Source organism: Sphingomonas sp. R86520 (genome assembly GCF_042466285.1).
In the GTDB taxonomy this organism is placed as follows: domain Bacteria; phylum Pseudomonadota; class Alphaproteobacteria; order Sphingomonadales; family Sphingomonadaceae; genus Sphingomonas.
On record NZ_JAXHBZ010000001.1, the window covers coordinates 77173 to 93831 of the forward strand.

General features: G+C 65.7%; 19 protein-coding genes. 11 read left to right on the forward strand and 8 right to left on the reverse strand.

The annotated features are described in order from the left end of the window. Nucleotides 1-27: 27 nt before the first annotated feature. The gene (locus SJY41_RS00450) at nt 28-1032 is read left to right on the forward strand and encodes a glycerophosphodiester phosphodiesterase (RefSeq protein WP_380784022.1); all 1005 of its coding nucleotides are present in this window, start codon (nt 28-30) and stop codon (nt 1030-1032) included. Further along, nucleotides 1033-1311 carry a hypothetical protein gene (locus tag SJY41_RS00455; protein ID WP_380778153.1) on the forward strand — a complete coding sequence of 93 codons (279 nt, stop codon included), beginning with the start codon at nt 1033-1035 and terminating at the stop codon, nt 1309-1311. Nucleotides 1312-1553: 242 nt separating this feature from the next. On the opposite strand, the gene SJY41_RS00460 is transcribed toward SJY41_RS00455, so the two are convergent. Continuing rightward, nucleotides 1554-2219, reverse strand: coding sequence for a TIGR02117 family protein (locus SJY41_RS00460; protein WP_380778156.1), 666 nt, complete (start codon nt 2217-2219; stop codon nt 1554-1556). 22 nt (nt 2220-2241) lie between these two features. Here SJY41_RS00460 and phhA point away from each other — a divergent pair, with 22 nt between their 5' ends. Continuing rightward, nucleotides 2242-3120: a phenylalanine 4-monooxygenase gene (gene phhA, locus SJY41_RS00465; protein ID WP_380778158.1), complete on the forward strand. Its 879-nt coding sequence runs from the start codon at nt 2242-2244 to the stop codon at nt 3118-3120. A 235-nt stretch (nt 3121-3355) separates the two neighbouring features. Here phhA and SJY41_RS00470 read toward each other — a convergent pair whose 3' ends face one another. From SJY41_RS00470 to SJY41_RS00485, 4 genes are all read right to left on the reverse strand, one after another. Then, the gene (locus SJY41_RS00470) at nt 3356-4291 is read right to left on the reverse strand and encodes a 50S ribosomal protein L11 methyltransferase (RefSeq protein ID WP_380778160.1); all 936 of its coding nucleotides are present in this window, start codon (nt 4289-4291) and stop codon (nt 3356-3358) included. Then, entirely contained in the window at nt 4281-5000 is a 720-nt protein-coding gene (locus SJY41_RS00475) for an SDR family NAD(P)-dependent oxidoreductase (protein ID WP_380778162.1), read from the reverse strand. Before SJY41_RS00475 ends, SJY41_RS00470 begins: the two co-directional genes overlap by 11 nt. Before the next feature lie 589 nt (nt 5001-5589). Continuing rightward, on the reverse strand, nt 5590-6978 hold the full coding sequence (locus SJY41_RS00480) for a methyl-accepting chemotaxis protein (RefSeq protein WP_380778164.1): 1389 nt from the start codon (nt 6976-6978) through the stop codon (nt 5590-5592). A gap of 15 nt (nt 6979-6993) precedes the next feature. After that, nucleotides 6994-8337: a methyl-accepting chemotaxis protein gene (locus tag SJY41_RS00485; RefSeq protein WP_380784023.1), complete on the reverse strand. Its 1344-nt coding sequence runs from the start codon at nt 8335-8337 to the stop codon at nt 6994-6996. A gap of 269 nt (nt 8338-8606) precedes the next feature. Here SJY41_RS00485 and sdhC point away from each other — a divergent pair, with 269 nt between their 5' ends. The 4 genes from sdhC to SJY41_RS00505 are packed head-to-tail and all read left to right on the forward strand — an operon-like array spanning nt 8607 to nt 11477. Continuing rightward, nucleotides 8607-9017, forward strand: a complete 411-nt coding sequence (sdhC, locus tag SJY41_RS00490) for a succinate dehydrogenase, cytochrome b556 subunit (RefSeq protein ID WP_380778166.1) — start codon at nt 8607-8609, stop codon at nt 9015-9017. Then, nucleotides 9017-9403 carry a succinate dehydrogenase, hydrophobic membrane anchor protein gene (sdhD, locus tag SJY41_RS00495; protein ID WP_380778167.1) on the forward strand — a complete coding sequence of 129 codons (387 nt, stop codon included), beginning with the start codon at nt 9017-9019 and terminating at the stop codon, nt 9401-9403. Before sdhC ends, sdhD begins: the two co-directional genes overlap by 1 nt. Further along, nucleotides 9403-11205 carry a succinate dehydrogenase flavoprotein subunit gene (gene sdhA / locus SJY41_RS00500; protein ID WP_380778169.1) on the forward strand — a complete coding sequence of 601 codons (1803 nt, stop codon included), beginning with the start codon at nt 9403-9405 and terminating at the stop codon, nt 11203-11205. Before sdhD ends, sdhA begins: the two co-directional genes overlap by 1 nt. Next, nucleotides 11205-11477, forward strand: a complete 273-nt coding sequence (locus SJY41_RS00505) for a hypothetical protein (protein ID WP_380778171.1) — start codon at nt 11205-11207, stop codon at nt 11475-11477. Before sdhA ends, SJY41_RS00505 begins: the two co-directional genes overlap by 1 nt. 87 nt (nt 11478-11564) lie before the next feature. On the opposite strand, the gene SJY41_RS00510 is transcribed toward SJY41_RS00505, so the two are convergent. Both SJY41_RS00510 and SJY41_RS00515 read right to left on the reverse strand, forming a co-directional pair. Then, nucleotides 11565-11855: a type II toxin-antitoxin system RelE/ParE family toxin gene (locus SJY41_RS00510; protein ID WP_380778173.1), complete on the reverse strand. Its 291-nt coding sequence runs from the start codon at nt 11853-11855 to the stop codon at nt 11565-11567. Further along, nucleotides 11842-12090, reverse strand: coding sequence for a type II toxin-antitoxin system Phd/YefM family antitoxin (locus SJY41_RS00515; protein WP_156348804.1), 249 nt, complete (start codon nt 12088-12090; stop codon nt 11842-11844). Before SJY41_RS00515 ends, SJY41_RS00510 begins: the two co-directional genes overlap by 14 nt. A gap of 98 nt (nt 12091-12188) precedes the next feature. Here SJY41_RS00515 and SJY41_RS00520 point away from each other — a divergent pair, with 98 nt between their 5' ends. Beyond that, nucleotides 12189-12770, forward strand: coding sequence for an ATP-dependent Clp protease proteolytic subunit (locus SJY41_RS00520; RefSeq protein ID WP_380778176.1), 582 nt, complete (start codon nt 12189-12191; stop codon nt 12768-12770). A gap of 58 nt (nt 12771-12828) precedes the next feature. On the opposite strand, the gene SJY41_RS00525 is transcribed toward SJY41_RS00520, so the two are convergent. Continuing rightward, complete coding sequence (locus tag SJY41_RS00525; protein ID WP_380778179.1) at nt 12829-13569, reverse strand: SDR family NAD(P)-dependent oxidoreductase; 741 nt, start codon at nt 13567-13569, stop codon at nt 12829-12831. A gap of 289 nt (nt 13570-13858) precedes the next feature. On the opposite strand from SJY41_RS00525, the gene SJY41_RS00530 reads away from it, so the two are divergent. The 3 genes from SJY41_RS00530 to zapE all read left to right on the forward strand — a co-directional run bounded on the left by SJY41_RS00530 (nt 13859) and on the right by zapE (nt 16558). Then, entirely contained in the window at nt 13859-14653 is a 795-nt protein-coding gene (locus SJY41_RS00530; protein WP_380778181.1) for a succinate dehydrogenase iron-sulfur subunit, read from the forward strand. 201 nt (nt 14654-14854) lie between these two features. Further along, the gene (locus tag SJY41_RS00535) at nt 14855-15331 is read left to right on the forward strand and encodes a PaaI family thioesterase (RefSeq protein WP_380778183.1); all 477 of its coding nucleotides are present in this window, start codon (nt 14855-14857) and stop codon (nt 15329-15331) included. Between the two features lie 135 nt (nt 15332-15466). Further along, complete coding sequence (zapE, locus tag SJY41_RS00540; protein WP_380778185.1) at nt 15467-16558, forward strand: cell division protein ZapE; 1092 nt, start codon at nt 15467-15469, stop codon at nt 16556-16558. Nucleotides 16559-16659: the final 101 nt, after the last annotated feature.

A 16659-nucleotide genomic window follows, 5' to 3' on the forward strand; every position in this document is an offset into this window, starting at 1 on the left:
ATCGCGGCGAGCGGGCAAGCTGCTGCGATGACCCCCGCTTCCCAGCCCTTATCGCCGCTCATCGTGATCGCGCATCGCGGTGCCAGCGGGCTCCGGCCCGAACATACGCTGGCCGGCTATTCGCTCGCGATCGACCAGGGCGCGGACTTCATCGAGCCCGATCTGGTGCCGACCAAGGACGACGTCCTCGTCGCGCGGCACGAGAACAACATCGCCGAGACCACCAACGTCGCCGACCATCCCGAGTTCGCCAGCCGGAAAACCACCAAGACGATCGACGGTCAGGTGATGACCGGCTGGTTCGTCGAGGATTTCACGCTCGCCGAACTGAAGACGTTGCGCGCGAAGGAACGCCTGCCGAAGCTCCGCCCTGCCAACACCGCCTATGACGGCCAGTTCCAGATCCCGACGCTGGCCGAGATCATCGCCCTCGCCAAGCGCCGCTCGGCCGAGACGGGCCGCACGATCGGCATCTATCCCGAGACCAAGCACCCCACCTATTTCGCCAGCATCGGCCACCCGACCGACGCGAAACTCGTCGCCGAACTGCGCGAGGCCGGCTGGGATTCGGCCAAGGCGCCAGTCTTCATCCAGTCGTTCGAAGTGAAGAACCTCCAGCGGCTCCACAAGATGACGAAAATACGCCTGATCCAGCTCATGGACGGCGAGGGCGGCCCCGCCGACGGTGCGCAGCCGAGCTACAAGGCGATGATCACGCCCGCGGGCCTGAAGGCGGTTGCGGCCTACGCGTACGGCATCGGCCCGAACAAGAGCATGCTCTGGAACGACGCGACGCCATCGACGCTGGTCGCGGACGCACACGCCGCGGGCTTGCGCGTCCATCCCTGGACCTACCGCGCCGAGAACTATTTCGAACCGACACGCTTCCGCCACGGCACCGACCCCGCGACGCACGGCGACATCGCCGCCGAGATCGATGCCGGTATCGCCCAAGGAATCGACGGTTTCTTCACCGATTTTCCGCTATACGGCGCCCAGGCGCGAGATCGGTTGCGCGCAGGAGTGAAGTAGATGCGTAAATATCTTCCCGTGCTGGCCCTTCTGCCGCTGATGACCGCTGGCTGCATCAGCACCGCGACATCGATCGTGAAGGCGCCGTTCCAGGTCGCCGGCAAGGCGGTCGACTGGACGACGACCAGCCAGGAAGAGTCGGACCGCAACTACGGCAAGAAGATGCGCAAGCAGGAAGCCGAGGAAGGCAAGCAGCGCAAGGAGCTCGCCAAGCGCTGTAGGAAGGACCCACAGCGCTCGGAATGCGGCCAATACCAGGGCTACCGCGCAGGAAACTGAGCGGCTCCCCCATACCACCCAAACTAAGCCCCACCCCGGCGAAGGCCGGGGCCCAGTTGGGGGACGTCGCTGACGACGGACTGCGCGCTGTTACCGCTGCTTCCCAACTGGGCCCCGGCCTTCGCCGGGGTGGCGGCTAGTTCAGGTCGACCGCCGCTCCTTGTTCTCCCGCGAAGGCGGGAGCCCAGTCTGGACTCCCGCCTTCGCGGGAGAACAATCTTTGGGGACCCAATACAGCCCCCCTAAAACCACCCCATCATAGTAACCGGAAAAGGCGTCCAAGCCCCAACCCTAACCCCTGCAAACCGAAGCGCATCCCCCGTCCAGCTGTTGCACGTCCGAACCGCATCATACCGCCCGTTAGCTTCATAAAACGCGTCATACCCAGCATACCCCCGATACCGCGCACCACCCGCCCGAAAGCTGGCCCGGATATACGCCGCCAATCGCCGATATTGCTCCGGCGTCACGACGATCTCCCGAGCCCCATCCCCGGAACGCGGCAGCGGCAGATGCTCGACATGCATCAACGTCCGATCGCTCCCAACTGCGGCCGTCACCACGGTCCGCAACTTCACATCGGCCCAGGTCGGCGTCTCCAGATAGAAGCTCTTCTCCCCCCAGCCGAATGCGAGGTGATCGAACCCCGCATAGCGAGGATCACGCAAGTCCGCCGCCCGCGCCACTCCGCGCCAGTCCACTCCGGCCGCGACCTTCGGCACGACGATCCCGGTATGCACGCCGTTGCTCTCGACGAAGATATGCACGCCGCGCGCAGGCGCCCGCCAACTCCGATTGCTCGGGATCGCGCCACCGATCAGCCCCGCCGCACCGTAGCTCGCGAGCAGGCCGATCAGCGCCGCAGAGCTCCAGAAAATCCTCTTAACCCAGCGCGTTTCCGTCTTCATTCCGTCATGCTAGACGACGCGCATGGCAGAAGAAACGCACGTACTGAGCACGCCCCCCGAAGGCGCTCCCGACTGGACCATCCCGCAGAACTGGTCGGCCTACACCGCCGAGGATCACGCGACCTGGGACACGCTGTTCGCGCGCCAGTCGAAACTGCTCCCCGGCCGCGCATCGAACGCCTGGCTGCGCGGGCTCGACGTCCTGAAGCTGTCGAAACCCGGCATCCCCGATTTCGAGGAACTGTCGGAACGCCTGACCAAGCTGACTGGCTGGTCGGTCGTTGCGGTCCCCGGGCTCGTCCCCGACGACGTGTTCTTCGACCACATGGCCAATCGCCGCTTCGTCGCCGGCAATTTCATCCGCCGACCGGACCAGCTCGATTACCTCCAGGAACCCGACGTCTTCCACGACGTGTTCGGCCACGTACCCATGCTCGCCGACCCGGTCTTCGCGGACTATCTCGCCGCGTATGGCCGCGGCGGCCAGCGCGCGCTGGGGTTGGACGCGCTGAAGTATCTCGGCCGGCTCTACTGGTACACGGTCGAGTTCGGCCTGATCGCGGAACCCGAAGGCCTGCGCATCTACGGCTCCGGCATCGTCTCCAGCTACGCGGAAACCCGCTTCGCCCTCGACGACCCGAGCCCCAACCGGATCGCGCTGGACCTCGCCCGGGTGATGCGGACCGAGTACCGGATCGACGATTTCCAGCAGAACTATTTCGTCATCCCGAGCTTCGACGAGTTGTTGCGGCTGACGGTGGAGACGGACTTTGCGCCGCTGTACGAGGAGCTGAAGGCGCTGCCGGATATCCCGGTGGCGCAGATCGAGCCGGGCGACGTGGTGCTGACCGAGGGTACGCAGGACTACGCAACGTCGAAGGCGTCAACCAAGACCGCATAAGCTTCGCTCACAAAGACCACCACCCAGGGGAGGCTACCACCCCGGCGAAGGCCGGGGCCCAGTTGGGATAGCGGTGCGGTTCTATTTCAAGGGTTCACCCAACTGGGCCCCGGCCTCCGCCGGGGTGGTGCCGGGAGTGGGGTGAGGGCAGCCCTCCCCAAACTTGTTCCCCCGCGAAGGCGGGGGCCCAGACTGGACCCCCGCCTTCGCGGGGGAACATTCTTCTACGGGTGGCTCAAATATCCAGCGCCCACCCGTCGCGCCCCTTAGGATCGAACGGCCCCTCCGCCACAAACCTCACCGCCCCCGCCTGCAACCGAAGCACGCTCCAGTCCCCCCGCCGGTCGACCGCCTCGAGCGAACACCCGCAAGCCTCATACGCCGCTACGACCCCGGTCCGCTGCGTCTCCAGCAACCCGGCCAGCACGATCGTCGCCCCGACATCGGCAATCGACGCGATCTCCGGCGCCATCGACACCAGCGGCCCCGCCAGAATATTCGCGATCACCAGGTCATACGGCGCCCGCGCCACGATAGCATCGTTCAGCGTTCCATCCGCCACGATCAACGCGATCCCGGAGACCCCGTTCAGCGCGGCATTCTCCTGCGTGACATCGATCGAGACCGGATCGATGTCCGTCCCCATCACCGCCGCCTCGGGCCAAAGATGCGCCGCCGCAAACGCCAGCAACCCCGTCCCCGTCCCGATATCGATCACGTTCGCAAACGATGCATCCGCCAACCCGTCGAGCATCGCCAGGCATCCGCTGGTCGTCTCGTGATGCCCCGTCCCGAACGCCCGGCTCGCCTCGATCAGGAACGCCCGCTTGTCCGCCGGCACCGCCCCCGAATGCGCGCCGGTATGCACGAAGAACCGGCCGACCGACAAAGGCTCGAGCCCCGCCTGGCTCATCGTCACCCAGTCCGCATCGCCCAACCGCTCGACCGCGATCTCGGCCCCCGCCGCACTCGGCACCAGCGCGCGCACGGCGGCGACCGTTTCTGCCGCCGGCTGATGCTCGAAATACGCATCGAGCCGCCAAGATTCGACGTCGTCTTCGATCTCCTCGGTCGTCATCAGAACGCCGTCGATCGTCAGATCGTCACTCGCATCGATCGCCTCAGCCTCGGCCCGCGTGCACGGCAGCGTCAGCTTCCAACTATCGGACATAGCTCGCCCCATTCACGTCGATCACCGATCCGGTCATCGAAGCCGGCGCTTCCAACGCCAGGAACTTCGCCGCCGCCGCCACCTCTTCGGGCGCCGCGACCCGCCCGAGCGGAATGTCCGCCAGCAACGCATCGCCACCGCGGCTCGACAGATAGTCCTCCGCCATTCCGGTCATCGTGAACCCGGGGCAAACGGCAAATGCCAGGATGCCCTCGCGAGCATACCCTCGGGCAATCGTCTTGGTCATCGCCACCATCCCCGCCTTCGACGCGGCATAATGCCAATGCGCCGGCGAATCCCCGCGATACGCCGCCCGGCTGGCGATATTGACGATCCGCCCGCCCCCCTTCCAACCTTGGCGCCCGCGCGCCTGCCAGTGCAGCACCGCCAACCGGCACAGTTCGGCGGACGCGGTCAGGTTGATCCGCATCGTCCGCTCCCATTGTGCGGTCCAGTCGTCCCCAGCCTCGAACGGGCCCGCGAGCGGACTCGCCTCGAACACGCCGGCATTGTTGATCAGCACGTCGATCGCGCCGCCCGCCCGCTCCAGCGCGGCGTTCCACAACGCGGTCGGTGCGGCAGGATCGGCGAAGTCGGCAGGAATGCCGCTCGCGGTCCCATGGCCAATGACGGCAGCGCCTGCGGCGGTCAGCGCCCCGTGAATGGCCGCACCGATGCCGCGACTGGAGCCTGTAAGAAGAATGGTCATGCGCCGGCTTTAACAACGCGGTTCGCCCCCGTCACCTCGCCCTGGATGATCCGCGACGTCCGCTGCCCGGTCCGGTCCGTTATCAGTCGCGTTCGTCAGCCGGTCGTGCTCGCCACGCGACCCCGTCCGTCGCCCGGCTACGTCCGTTGCCCGGCCACGTCCGTCGCCCGGCCACGTCCATCGCCCAGTCACGTCCGTCGCTCGGCCACGTCTTCACCCGGTCACGTCTTCATCCAGTCACGTCCGTGACGCGACCAAGTCCGCCACACCACCCCATCCGTCACCCCAGCGAAAGCTGGGGTATCCCCGTTCGAGCCGAGCGACCGCCCCCGGGATACCCCAGCTTTCGCTGGGGTGACGAGCTTTGGGGCGGGGGGCAGGTCGACAAGATCTGATGGCAATCGGACGAAAAGCGAAAAAGCGCGAAGGGATCGGGGGCCATCTCTACGCCCAAGCCCAAGCCTAAGCCTAAGCCCAAGCCCAAGCCCAAGCCCAAGCCCAAGCCCAAGCCCAAGCCCAAGCCCAAGCCCAAGCCCAAGCGCCAGCCCCGCTCGCCGGCAATCCCTCCACAAAGATCAGCCCGCGCCCTTCAGGCCACGCTGGCCGAAAACCCGTCCGCCGCCCCGCGCAGCACGCCCAGCTTGTCGTCCACTTCGCCGAACTCCTGCCCGAGCAGGTCGATTTCCGCCGCCACGGCTTCGGTATCCTGCCGGATCATGGCGATCGTGGTCGACATCGTATCCGCCGCGAGCGCAGTTTCGTCGACCGCCGCGGTGATCGCGCTGACCGTCTGGGCCTGCGTCTCCATCGCCTGCCGGATACGGCCCGCACCCGCCTGCACCTCGGCAACCGTCGCCTTGATACTGGCACTGGTGCCGACGGTGCTGCGCGTCGCAGACTGGATCGCGGCGATCTTGGCGGCAATGTCGTCGGTCGCGCGCGCGGTCTGGTTCGCCAGGCTTTTCACTTCCTGGGCGACCACCGCGAACCCGCGCCCGGCATCGCCCGCCCGCGCCGCCTCGATCGTCGCGTTCAACGCGAGCAGGTTGGTCTGCTTGGCGATACTGCGGATCAGCCCCAGGATCGACTCGATCGACTGGGCGTGTTCGCTCAGCGTCTCGGACATGCCGACCGCCTCGGTCGCCTGGGCGGACGCGCGGTTGGCGACTCCCGCCGCCGCCTCGACCTCGGTACGCGCGGTGTCGATCGCGCGGATCAGCCCGGCGGCGGTATGCGCCGCCTGCCGCATCGCCACCGCGGATTGTTCGGCGGCGACCGCGACCTCGCTCGCTTTAGCCAGCATGCCACGCGTCGATGCCGACGTGCCGGCCGCCTGCACGCGTATCCGCGCGCCCAGCGCGGCAGTCTCCTCGATCGAGGTGGCGATACAGTCGCGGAACGCCGTCGCCCGGGTGGCGCGCGCGACGCGCGCCGCCTCGATCTCGGTCGCCCCCAGATAGGACGCCATGATATCGGCTTCGATCAGCGCCAGTCGCTGCACCACGTCTGCGACCATTCGCGTCGTTGTCGTATCCGCGCCGAGCCGATCCACCAGGATGTTCAACGTCGCACTGTGCGCGAACGCCGCCGCAGACAGGAGAGCGGGGAGGGGGATGCCCGATCGCCGTGATTCGTCCGCGTGGCCGATCGCCATCGCTTCCCAGGTCTCGTCGTAAGGCGACAGATACCGCATCCGCGCATAGGCCGCGCTGGCGACGATCCGCCGCTCCAGCCGGTCGGGAGTCATTTGCGCGGCGATGTGACGGACCGCGTCCAGCGACAGATAATGCCGCCAGAACATTTCGCCGATCCGCCGGTGATCGTCCTCGTCGAGCAGCGCGCTCAGGGTCGCGCAGGTCGGGCCGATCAGCCCGTCCCAGTCGTAATCGCGCACGCGGTCGCGCAGCGTCCGGTGTCGGTTCGGCGTCGCTGGGACCGTTGCGGGGGGTACGAACGTGGTGGCGCTATCGGCGGTCATCGTCTCTCCACCCGCCTATGCCGCGACCTTGGCGACGAAATCGCCGGCACTGTTCTTCAGATTGCTCAGTCGCCCGTCGAGCACGTCGAAGCCACGGCCGACGCCGTCGATCTCGGTTGCGACCGTCTCGGTATCCTCGCGAATCGCGGCGATCGTCGTCGACATCGAATCCGCCGCGAGCGCGGTCTCGTCGACCGCGGCGGTGATCGCGGTCACGGTCTGCGCCTGCGCCTCCATCGCGTAGCGGATGCGGTCGGCGGATTCCTGCACCTCGGCCACGGTCGCCTTGATGCTGGCGTTCGTCTCGACCGTGCCGCGCGTCGCGGACTGGATCGCGGCGATCTTGGCGGCGATGTCGTCGGTTGCACGCGCGGTCTGGTTGGCCAGCGACTTCACTTCCTGCGCCACCACCGCAAAACCGCGACCCGCGTCGCCCGCCCGTGCCGCCTCGATCGTCGCGTTCAGCGCCAGCAGGTTGGTCTGGCCGGCAATGTCGCGGATCAGTCCCAGGATCGACTCGATCGATTTCGCATGATCGCTCAGCGCCTCCGACATGCCGACCGCCTGGCCCGCTTGCACCGACGCGCGGTTGGCGATCTCGGCCGCCGCCTCGACTTCGGTGCGGGCATCCTCGATCGCGCGGATCAGGCCGGCGGCGGTCTGCGCGGCCTCGCGCATCGCCACGGCGGATTGTTCGGCAGCCGCAGCGACTTCGCTCGCCTTGCCCAGGACGGCGCGGGTCGAGGCCGAACTGCGCACCGCCTGCTCGCGCAGCGTATGGCCTTCGTTGGTCGCGGTCTCGACCATCGCCGCGATGCCGTCGCGGAATTCGATCGCGAGCCGGTCGCGCGCGTCCTGCGCCGAAAATGCGCGATACGCATTGTAGATTGCCACGGTGATCTCGCCTTCCAAGGCGGACAACCGCATCAGCGTATCGATGTACCGGGGCAGCTTGACGCCCTCGCGGTCCACCCGGCGCATCAGCACGTCGAGCGCGGCACGGTCGCTGGCGCTGATCATCGACAGCAATGCCATCGGCGACACGTCCGCCGCATACGCGGCCGCGACGGAGCGTTCGATCGATTCGATCCAGCTCCGTCCGGACGTATCCAGGAACCGGTTCTTCAGGAACGTGCAGCCGACTTCGATCATCTTCTCGGTTTCGTGCAGTGCCCAGATGCGTTCGTCGGCGAAGCATCGGAGCCACTGTTCCCAAAAGGCCTTTGAAATCAGGGTGATTTCGGGGCTCAACGTATCCCACACTTCGCGACTCGCCGTCGCCAGCGAGCCGTCGAAGTCGAACACGCGCAGCCGCGTCGGCAGGTCGATGGTGGCAGCAATCGAGCCGGGTGCCGGCAGGGCGGTGGTCAAGGCGGTGGACTCCGGATCGGGTTAACCGTCCCGGTGCTAGAGGGCATTGTTTAAGACCTGGTTAGGGATCGTCGGTATCTTTCCCGCTATCGGGTCCTGCGCGGCCCGGCACATCGCTGTTGCAGGGCTCTTGCGGCCGGACGAAAGCTGGCCGCCGAGTATTGCCTTGAGTTACAGACGGGCGGCCAATGGGTTGCATCGCAGCACGCGGCGTCTAATAGGTCGGCCAATCATTTTTTCGATCGAGGACTCCGCCCTTGGCATCGCGCAATCCGGCACGCCCGCTTTCTCCCCATCTGCAGGTCTATAAATGGGGCCCACATATGCTGGTCTCGATCCTGCACCGCGCAACCGGCAGCGGGATGGCGACCGTCGGCAGCCTGCTGCTCGTGTGGTGGCTCGGTGCGATCGCCGCCGGCAATCAGGCTTATGCCACCTTCGTCGACGTGTTCACGCGCGACAATGGCAGCCTCAACATCCTCGGCTACATCATCGCCGTCGGCCTGACGCTGTCGCTGTTCCAGCACATGATGACGGGCATCCGCCACATGGTGCTCGATGTCGGTGCCGGCTACGAACTGAAGCGCAACAAGATGGGGGCGCTCGCGACGATGGTCGCTTCGATCGCGCTGACGATCGTGTTCTGGCTCTACATGGGGATCAAGTAATGGGTACCGGTACCCCGATCGGTCGCGTCCGCGGTCTCGGCAGCGCCAAGCACGGCGCGCATCACTGGTGGCAGCAGCGGCTGACCGCCGGCTCCAACCTGTTCCTGATGGCGTGGCTGATGATCTCGGTCGCGCGGATGCCGGGCTATGACTACGCCGCGGTTCATCTCTGGTTGCAGTCGGCGTGGGTCGCGGTGCCGATGGCGTTGCTGATCCTGTCGGTATTCTACCATTTCCGTCTCGGTCTCCAGGTCGTGATCGAGGATTACCAGCATGGTGAGAGCCGTGTCGTGGCGATGATCCTCCTCAACCTGTTCACCTTCACGCTGGGCGGCATCGCCCTCTTCGCGATCCTGAAGGTCGCCTTCTCCGGAGCTCCCGCGTAATGTCAGCTGCCTACAAGATCATCGATCATACCTATGATGCGGTCGTCGTCGGTGCCGGCGGCTCCGGCCTGCGCGCGACGATGGGCATCGCCGAGAGCGGCCTGAAGACCGCGTGCATCACCAAGGTCTTCCCGACCCGCTCGCATACCGTTGCAGCCCAGGGCGGCATCGCCGCCAGCCTTGGCAACAACTCGCCGGATCACTGGACCTGGCACATGTTCGACACCGTCAAGGGTTCCGACTGGCTCGGCGACCAGGACGCGATCGAGTATCTGTGCCGCGAAGCCCCGCAGGCGGTCTACGAACTCGAGCATGCCGGCATGCCGTTCAGCCGTAACGAGAACGGCACGATCTATCAGCGTCCGTTCGGCGGCCACATGCAGAACATGGGCGAGGGGCCTCCGGTCCAGCGCACCGCTGCCGCCGCCGATCGCACCGGCCACGCGATGCTCCACGCGCTGTACCAGCAGAGCCTGAAGTACAACACGGACTTCTTCGTCGAGTATTTCGCGCTCGACCTGATCATGGAAAACGGCGTCTGCCGCGGCGTCATCGCGCTGTGCATGGAAGACGGCTCGATCCACCGCTTCCGCAGCCATCAGACCGTGCTGGCAACCGGCGGCTATGGCCGCGTCTATTTCTCGGCGACCTCGGCGCACACCTGCACCGGCGACGGCAACGCGATGGTGCTCCGCGCCGGCCTGCCGCTCCAGGACATGGAGTTCGTCCAGTTCCACCCGACCGGCATCTACGGCGCGGGCGTGCTCATCACCGAGGGCGCACGCGGTGAGGGCGGTTACCTGACCAACTCCGAGGGCGAGCGCTTCATGGAGCGCTATGCCCCGTCGGCAAAGGACCTCGCCTCGCGCGACGTCGTCAGCCGCTCGATGGCGCTCGAAATGCGTGAAGGCCGCGGCGTCGGCAAGAACGGCGACCACATCTTCCTGCATCTCGATCACATCGATCCGAAGGTGCTCGCGGAGCGCCTGCCGGGCATCACCGAGACTGGGAAAGTCTTCGCCGGCGTCGATCTCACGCGCCAGCCGCTGCCCGTCACGCCGACCGTGCATTACAATATGGGCGGCATCCCGACCAACTTCCACGGCGAGGTCGTCAACCTCGTCGACGGCAATCCCGACGCGGTCGTCCCCGGCCTGTTCGCGGTCGGTGAGGCAGCCTGCGTCTCGGTCCACGGCGCAAACCGCCTCGGCTCGAACAGCCTGATCGATCTCGTGGTGTTCGGCCGCGCGACCGGCCTGCGGATCAAGGACACGCTGAAGCCCGGCACCGCCCACGCGCCGCTGCCCAAGGGGTCGGAAGACCTCGCGCTCACGCGTCTCGATCATTTCCGCAATGCGTCGGGCGGTTCGCCGACCGCGCAGATCCGTCTCGACATGCAGCAGACCATGCAGAAGCATTGCGCCGTGTTCCGCGACACCGAGCTGCTGAACCAGGGCGTCGAGAAGATGGCCGGGATCTACACCCGGATGACCGACGTCGCCGTGAAGGATCGCAGCATGATCTGGAACACCGATCTGGTCGAGACGATGGAGCTCGACAATCTGATCGGCCAAGCGGTCGTGACGATGAACTCGGCGGCCAACCGCACCGAGTCTCGCGGCGCGCACATGCACGAGGATTTCCCCGAGCGCGACGACGCGAACTGGATGAAGCACACCATCACCACCTTCAACGGCTGGGGCGGCAAGGGCGGCGAGACCAAGATCGATTTCCGCCCGGTCCACGACTACACGCTCACCGACGACATCGACTACATCAAGCCCAAGAAGCGGGTATATTGATGATCTGGGCCATCATCGCGATCGGGTTCTTTGTGCCTGTCGCGGTGGGGCTCCTGACGCGCTTCCAACCGATGATCGCTGGCTTCCTATGGCCGGCGGTCGTCGCGCTACTGACGGCAATCTATGTCTTCGGCATCGAACCCCGCGGTGTGGGCGAAGAACCGCAGAAGATCGCGATCACCTTCTACGCCCTGTTCTCGCTCGTAGGCGGAGTTCCTGGCGGCCTGGTAGGCTGGATCCTCCAGTACAAGCGCTCCGTGGGAAAGGTCTGACACCCTTCCTTGTTCTCCCGCGAAGGCGGGAGCCCAGTCTGGATCCCCGCCTTCGCGGGGAAACAAGCTTCGGCGCAACGCCGACGACTAATCGATCCGCCCTGCCGCGATCTTGTACACCAAGTTACGATCCCGCCGCCCGACCGCCACGACGATCACCGTCACCAGGCCATCATCGACCCGGTACACAAGTCGATACCCCGCGGCCCGCAACTTGATCTTGTAGCACCCGGCCATCCCACTCAGTCGCGCACTCGCAATATGTGGCTCGCCCAACCGCTCCGTAAGTTTCGCCTTGAACTGCTCACGAACATTGGCGCCAAGCTTCTCCCACTCCCGTAGCGCGCTCGGCAGGAAAGCAAGACTATAGGTCGCCAAGCGACACCGCGACCGGCACCTCGTCGGCACGCGCCCGCACCAGGTCTGCCAGTTCGACGTCCTCCAAACGGTCCATCAACTCTTCCCAAGCCGCCGCCGGCACCAGATACGCAGCAGGCGTATTCCGATTGAGCACAGCGACTGGAAATCCACCTGCAGCCTCGATGACTCCAGACGGGTTCTTCTTCAGGTCGCTGATACTAACTGTCGCGCCGGCATGAATGGTTTCAATCATGACCGTTTCATAGCACGTCGAACAGGTCTCATCAAATCGGTATGCTGATATGCGGCAACCCATCCGGAACCCACCGCCGCCGCGAAAGTTTGCGCCGCATGACCGACACATCCCCCGCCTCGAACGCCCGCAACTACCCGTTGCTCGCCATCCCCCACATCCAGCTGCACGGCCCCGTCGACGAGGCGATGTACAGCAGCTTCAAGTCGCAGCTCGCCGGCGCGCCCACGGATGGCCCACTCGTCGTCTCGATTACCACGCTTGGCGGTGATCCGGAGATGGCACGCGCGATGGGCGACCATATCCGTCTGCTCCGCGAATATACCGGCCGAGAGACGCTCTTCCTCGGCAAGGTCGCGGTCTACTCCGCGGGTGCGACGTTCATGTCCGCGTTCCCGGTCGATAGCCGCTTCCTCACACGCCACAGCCGGATCATGGTCCACGAGCGCCAGATGCAGAGTACGATCGAACTCAACGGCCCGCTCAACACGCTGCGTTATGCGCTGGAGGCCAAGCTTCATGAGATCGCTGATTCAATCCAGATCCAGGAGGAAGGTTTCCGCGATCTGGTCAAGGGCTCGAAGATCGAACTCGAAGACTTGAAGGCCAAGGCGGCGTCGAACTGGTATATCGAGGCCGACGAGGCGCGCGACCTCGGCCTCGTCCTCGACGTCATCTGAACGCAGCTCGCCCCGCGTCATGTCGGGATCAGCCCGACATGACGCGGAGAGTGCGGATCTAAATCGAGAAGCCGCCGTCGATATCGATCGTCGCGCCGGTAATGAAGCTCGCCTCGTCTCCGGCCAGGAACGCGGTGAGCGCTGCGATTTCGTCTGCCCTTCCGTACCGCCCGAGCGCGATCATCGGCGTCAGAAGCTTGGCGAAGTCGCCATCTGCGGGATTGAGATCGGTATCGACCGGCCCCGGCTGCACGACGTTCACCAGGATTCCGCGCGGCCCGAGATCGCGCGCCCATCCGCGGGCCAGGCCAGCGACCGCCGCCTTGGTCGCGCCGTACACCGCGCCACCGGGGATCGGCACCGTATGTGCGTTGACGCTGCCGATGATGATGATCCGCCCGCCGTCGGACAGCAACGGAACGGCCGCGAGCGTTCCCGCGAATACGCCGTCGACGTTCAACCCGAACTGCCGCTGATACTGCGCCATGCTGTCGTCTGCGATCGGTGCGAAGTTCGCGACGCCGGCATTGTGGACCAGGATGTCGAGCCCACCGAGCGCCGCCGCGGCACGCTGGACGACGGCTGCCTGCGCGTCGGTATCGGAGCCGTCCGCCTGGAACGCATACGCCTTGCGCCCATCCGCCTCGATCGCCGCAACGACCGCCTCTGCGGCCGTCACGTTCCCCGCATAGGTGATCGCGACGTCCGCGCCATCCGCCGCCAATCGCTTTGCGATCGCTGCGCCGATGCCACGCGATCCGCCCGTGACGAGGGCCTTCTTGCCTGTGAGATTGCTCATGGTCGAGGTTCCGGGCGCCGGCGAAGCACGAAGGCCATCGTCTTGAGCGCTGATCTCGAAGTGGGCGCGCGCGGCGACGGATCAATCATCGGAATAGGGCATGACCCTGCCGACGGGCTCGATCGCGTAATCGGATCAAGGACTTGGCGCCGCCAAGAACATTGTCTTTAGGGCAGACAATCTGCCGATATCCCATGTTGCAGCCGCGAAGCTAAGGATTTGCGGGTAGGGCCTGTGTCATGTATCGGCTCTGGCAACCTGTCATCACACCACGAACGGACCGCTCGCAATGGCCGAATTCTCGCTCCCGAAAAACAGCGTCGTCAAGAAGGGCGTCAAGCACGCCTCGACCAGCCAGGGTTCGGGGGACAGCAAGCGTCTGAAATCGTTCAAGGTCTATCGCTACGATCCCGACACCGGCGAGAACCCGCGTTACGACACGTTCGAGCTCGACCTCAACGAGACCGGCCCGATGGTGCTCGACGCGCTGATCAAGATGAAGGGCGAGCAGGATTCGTCGCTGACCTTCCGTCGGTCGTGCCGCGAAGGCATCTGCGGCTCGTGTTCGATGAACATCAACGGCAAGAACGGCCTCGCCTGCACGACCGCGATCGAGGATTGCAAGGGCGACGTACAGATCACGCCGCTGCCGCACATGGACGTGATCAAGGACCTGGTCCCCGATTTCACGCATTTCTACGCGCAATATTCGTCGATCAAGCCGTGGCTGCAGACCGTCACGCCGCCCCCCTCGGGCAAGGAGCGGCTCCAGTCGCCGGAGGATCGTTCGAAGCTCGACGGCCTGTACGAGTGCATCCTGTGCGCGTGCTGCTCCACGTCGTGCCCGAGCTATTGGTGGAATTCGGACAAGTTCCTCGGCCCGGCGATCCTGTTGCAGGCCTATCGCTGGCTCGCCGACAGCCGCGACGAGATGACCGGCGAGCGCCTCGACGAACTCGAGGATCCGTTCCGCCTGTATCGCTGCCACACCATCATGAACTGCGCGAACGCGTGCCCCAAGGGGCTCAACCCCGCCAAGGCGATCGCCGAGATCAAGAAGATGGAAGTCGAACGGGTCATCTGATCCTGTAGGGGAGGGGGCGTGTTTAACCCCTCTCCCCCGCCGCAACGCGATCTCCCCCGCCGGTCCCGCTCTCCCGTCCCGCTCCCCCCTCCCGTTCGTGCTGAGCGAAGTCGAAGCACACGCTGGGGGCGGGGGATGGAATTTCCCAATGCCCTTCGACGTCGCTCAGGGCGAACGGTGTGGGGATCGAAGGACAGGTTCGTGACCACCGCTGCTCCCCAACCCCATTTTGTCGAAGCCGAAGACCCCGCCAATCCCGGCTGGCGCAGTTGGTCGCTCTCCGACCCGACGCGCTTCAACACCCTCCTCGGCCCCATGCTCTACCGCGTCGACGGCCCGATCGTCCGCGTCCGCATCACCCCCGAGCATCGCCACTCGAACCTCCAGAACAACGTCCACGGCGGCGCGCTCCTCGCCTTCATCGACGTCGCGCTGTTCGCCGCCGCGCGAGGCTTCGGCCTGATCACCGCCGGCACTGCGGTGACGCTCGACCTCAACACGCAGTTCATTGGCGGCGGCCGTATAGGCGAACCGATCGAGGCGCAGGTCGAGGTGCTCAAGGAAACCGGCCGCCTCTTGTTCCTGCGGGGGCTGGTGGTGCAAGGGGACGCCGAAGCGAAGATCGCCGCCTTCTCGGCCACGATCCGCAAGCCGTCGCCTAAGCCGCCAAAGGGCTGACCCCGGCCGCTATCACCACCCCGGCGAAGGCCGGGGCCCAATTGGGAAACGATCAGTGTTGAAGCGCCCCGCTCCGTTATCGAAACCTCTCATATTGGGCCCCGGCCTCCGCCGGGGTGGCGGAGAGGTGGCGGCGTGACCGTCCTCAAGGCCTACGACGCCCTCGTAGCCTCGGGCGAACTCCGCCCCGACCCCGAACAAGCCGCCGCCGCCGCGCGCCTCAACACCCTGGCGACCGAACTCGCCACCCCCAAATCCACCGGCTTCTTCGCCCGCTTCACCAAGAAACCAGACCCCCGAGGCGTCTACCTCTGGGGCGGCGTCGGCCGCGGCAAGTCGATGCTGATGGACCTGTTCTTCGCCAACGCCGCCGTCGAGAAGAAGCGCCGCGTCCACTTCGGCGAGTTCATGCTCGAGGTCCACGCGCGCATCGCCGCCGAGCGCCGCAAGGAAGTCGGCGACCCGATCGTCCCGGTCGCCACCGCGATCGCCGACGAGACGCAGCTGCTCGCCTTCGACGAGATGATGGTCACCAACAGCCCCGACGCGATGATCCTGTCGCGGCTGGTGACCTCGTTGCTCGATTCCGGCGTGACGATCGTCACCACCTCGAACCGGCCCCCATCCGATCTCTACAAGAACGGCCTCAACCGCGAGCATTTCCTGCCCTTCATAGCGACCATCGAGCACCGCCTCGACGTGCTCCCGCTCAACGGCCCGGTCGACTATCGCCGCGACCGTCTCGGCAGCCAGGACACGTGGCTCGTCCCCAACGGCCCCGAGGCGACCGCGCAACTCTCCGCCGCATTCTTCCGCCTCACCGACTTCTCGACCGACGACAGCGAGCACGTCCCGGCCGAAGACCTGATCGTCCAGGGCCGCACGCTCCGCGTGCCAAAGTCGCTCAAGGGCGTCGCGGTGTTCAGCTTCAAGAAGCTGTGCGGAGAGGCGAGGGGCGTGGCCGACTATCTCGCCATCGCACGCAAATTCCACACCGTCATCCTCGTCGGCATCCCCAAGCTCGGCCCCGAGAACCGCAACGAGGCGGCGCGCTTCGTCGCGCTGATCGACGCGCTGTACGAGCACAAGGTCAAGCTCCTGGCCGCCGCCGATGCGCAGCCCGGCGACCTCTACGAAAGCGGCGATGGCAGGTTCGAGTTCGATCGCACGATCAGCCGCCTCGAAGAGATGCGCTCCGAGGACTATCTCGCCGAAGGCCACCTCTGACCTTATTGCTCCTGCGAACGAGTTGCAATAAGAAGGTGCTTTTTCCGCTTTAGCGGTTGCCGTAGCGGGATAATGCGCGTAACCGGCGTCACCAATCACCC

Bases quoted from the DNA above. Each gene is read 5' to 3' on its own strand.
- SJY41_RS00450 (WP_380784022.1), top strand. From the start codon at position 28: ATGACCCCCGCTTCCCAGCCCTTATCGCCGCTCATCGTGATCGCGCAT.
- SJY41_RS00455 (WP_380778153.1), top strand. From the start codon at position 1,033: ATGCGTAAATATCTTCCCGTGCTGGCCCTTCTGCCGCTGATGACCGCT.
- SJY41_RS00460 (WP_380778156.1), bottom strand. From the start codon at position 2,219: ATGAAGACGGAAACGCGCTGGGTTAAGAGGATTTTCTGGAGCTCTGCG.
- phhA (WP_380778158.1), top strand. From the start codon at position 2,242: ATGGCAGAAGAAACGCACGTACTGAGCACGCCCCCCGAAGGCGCTCCC.
- SJY41_RS00470 (WP_380778160.1), bottom strand. From the start codon at position 4,291: ATGTCCGATAGTTGGAAGCTGACGCTGCCGTGCACGCGGGCCGAGGCT.
- SJY41_RS00475 (WP_380778162.1), bottom strand. From the start codon at position 5,000: ATGACCATTCTTCTTACAGGCTCCAGTCGCGGCATCGGTGCGGCCATT.
- SJY41_RS00480 (WP_380778164.1), bottom strand. From the start codon at position 6,978: ATGACCGCCGATAGCGCCACCACGTTCGTACCCCCCGCAACGGTCCCA.
- sdhD (WP_380778167.1), top strand. From the start codon at position 9,017: ATGGGTACCGGTACCCCGATCGGTCGCGTCCGCGGTCTCGGCAGCGCC.
- sdhA (WP_380778169.1), top strand. From the start codon at position 9,403: ATGTCAGCTGCCTACAAGATCATCGATCATACCTATGATGCGGTCGTC.
- SJY41_RS00505 (WP_380778171.1), top strand. From the start codon at position 11,205: ATGATCTGGGCCATCATCGCGATCGGGTTCTTTGTGCCTGTCGCGGTG.
- SJY41_RS00515 (WP_156348804.1), bottom strand. From the start codon at position 12,090: ATGATTGAAACCATTCATGCCGGCGCGACAGTTAGTATCAGCGACCTG.
- SJY41_RS00520 (WP_380778176.1), top strand. From the start codon at position 12,189: ATGACCGACACATCCCCCGCCTCGAACGCCCGCAACTACCCGTTGCTC.
- SJY41_RS00525 (WP_380778179.1), bottom strand. From the start codon at position 13,569: ATGAGCAATCTCACAGGCAAGAAGGCCCTCGTCACGGGCGGATCGCGT.
- SJY41_RS00530 (WP_380778181.1), top strand. From the start codon at position 13,859: ATGGCCGAATTCTCGCTCCCGAAAAACAGCGTCGTCAAGAAGGGCGTC.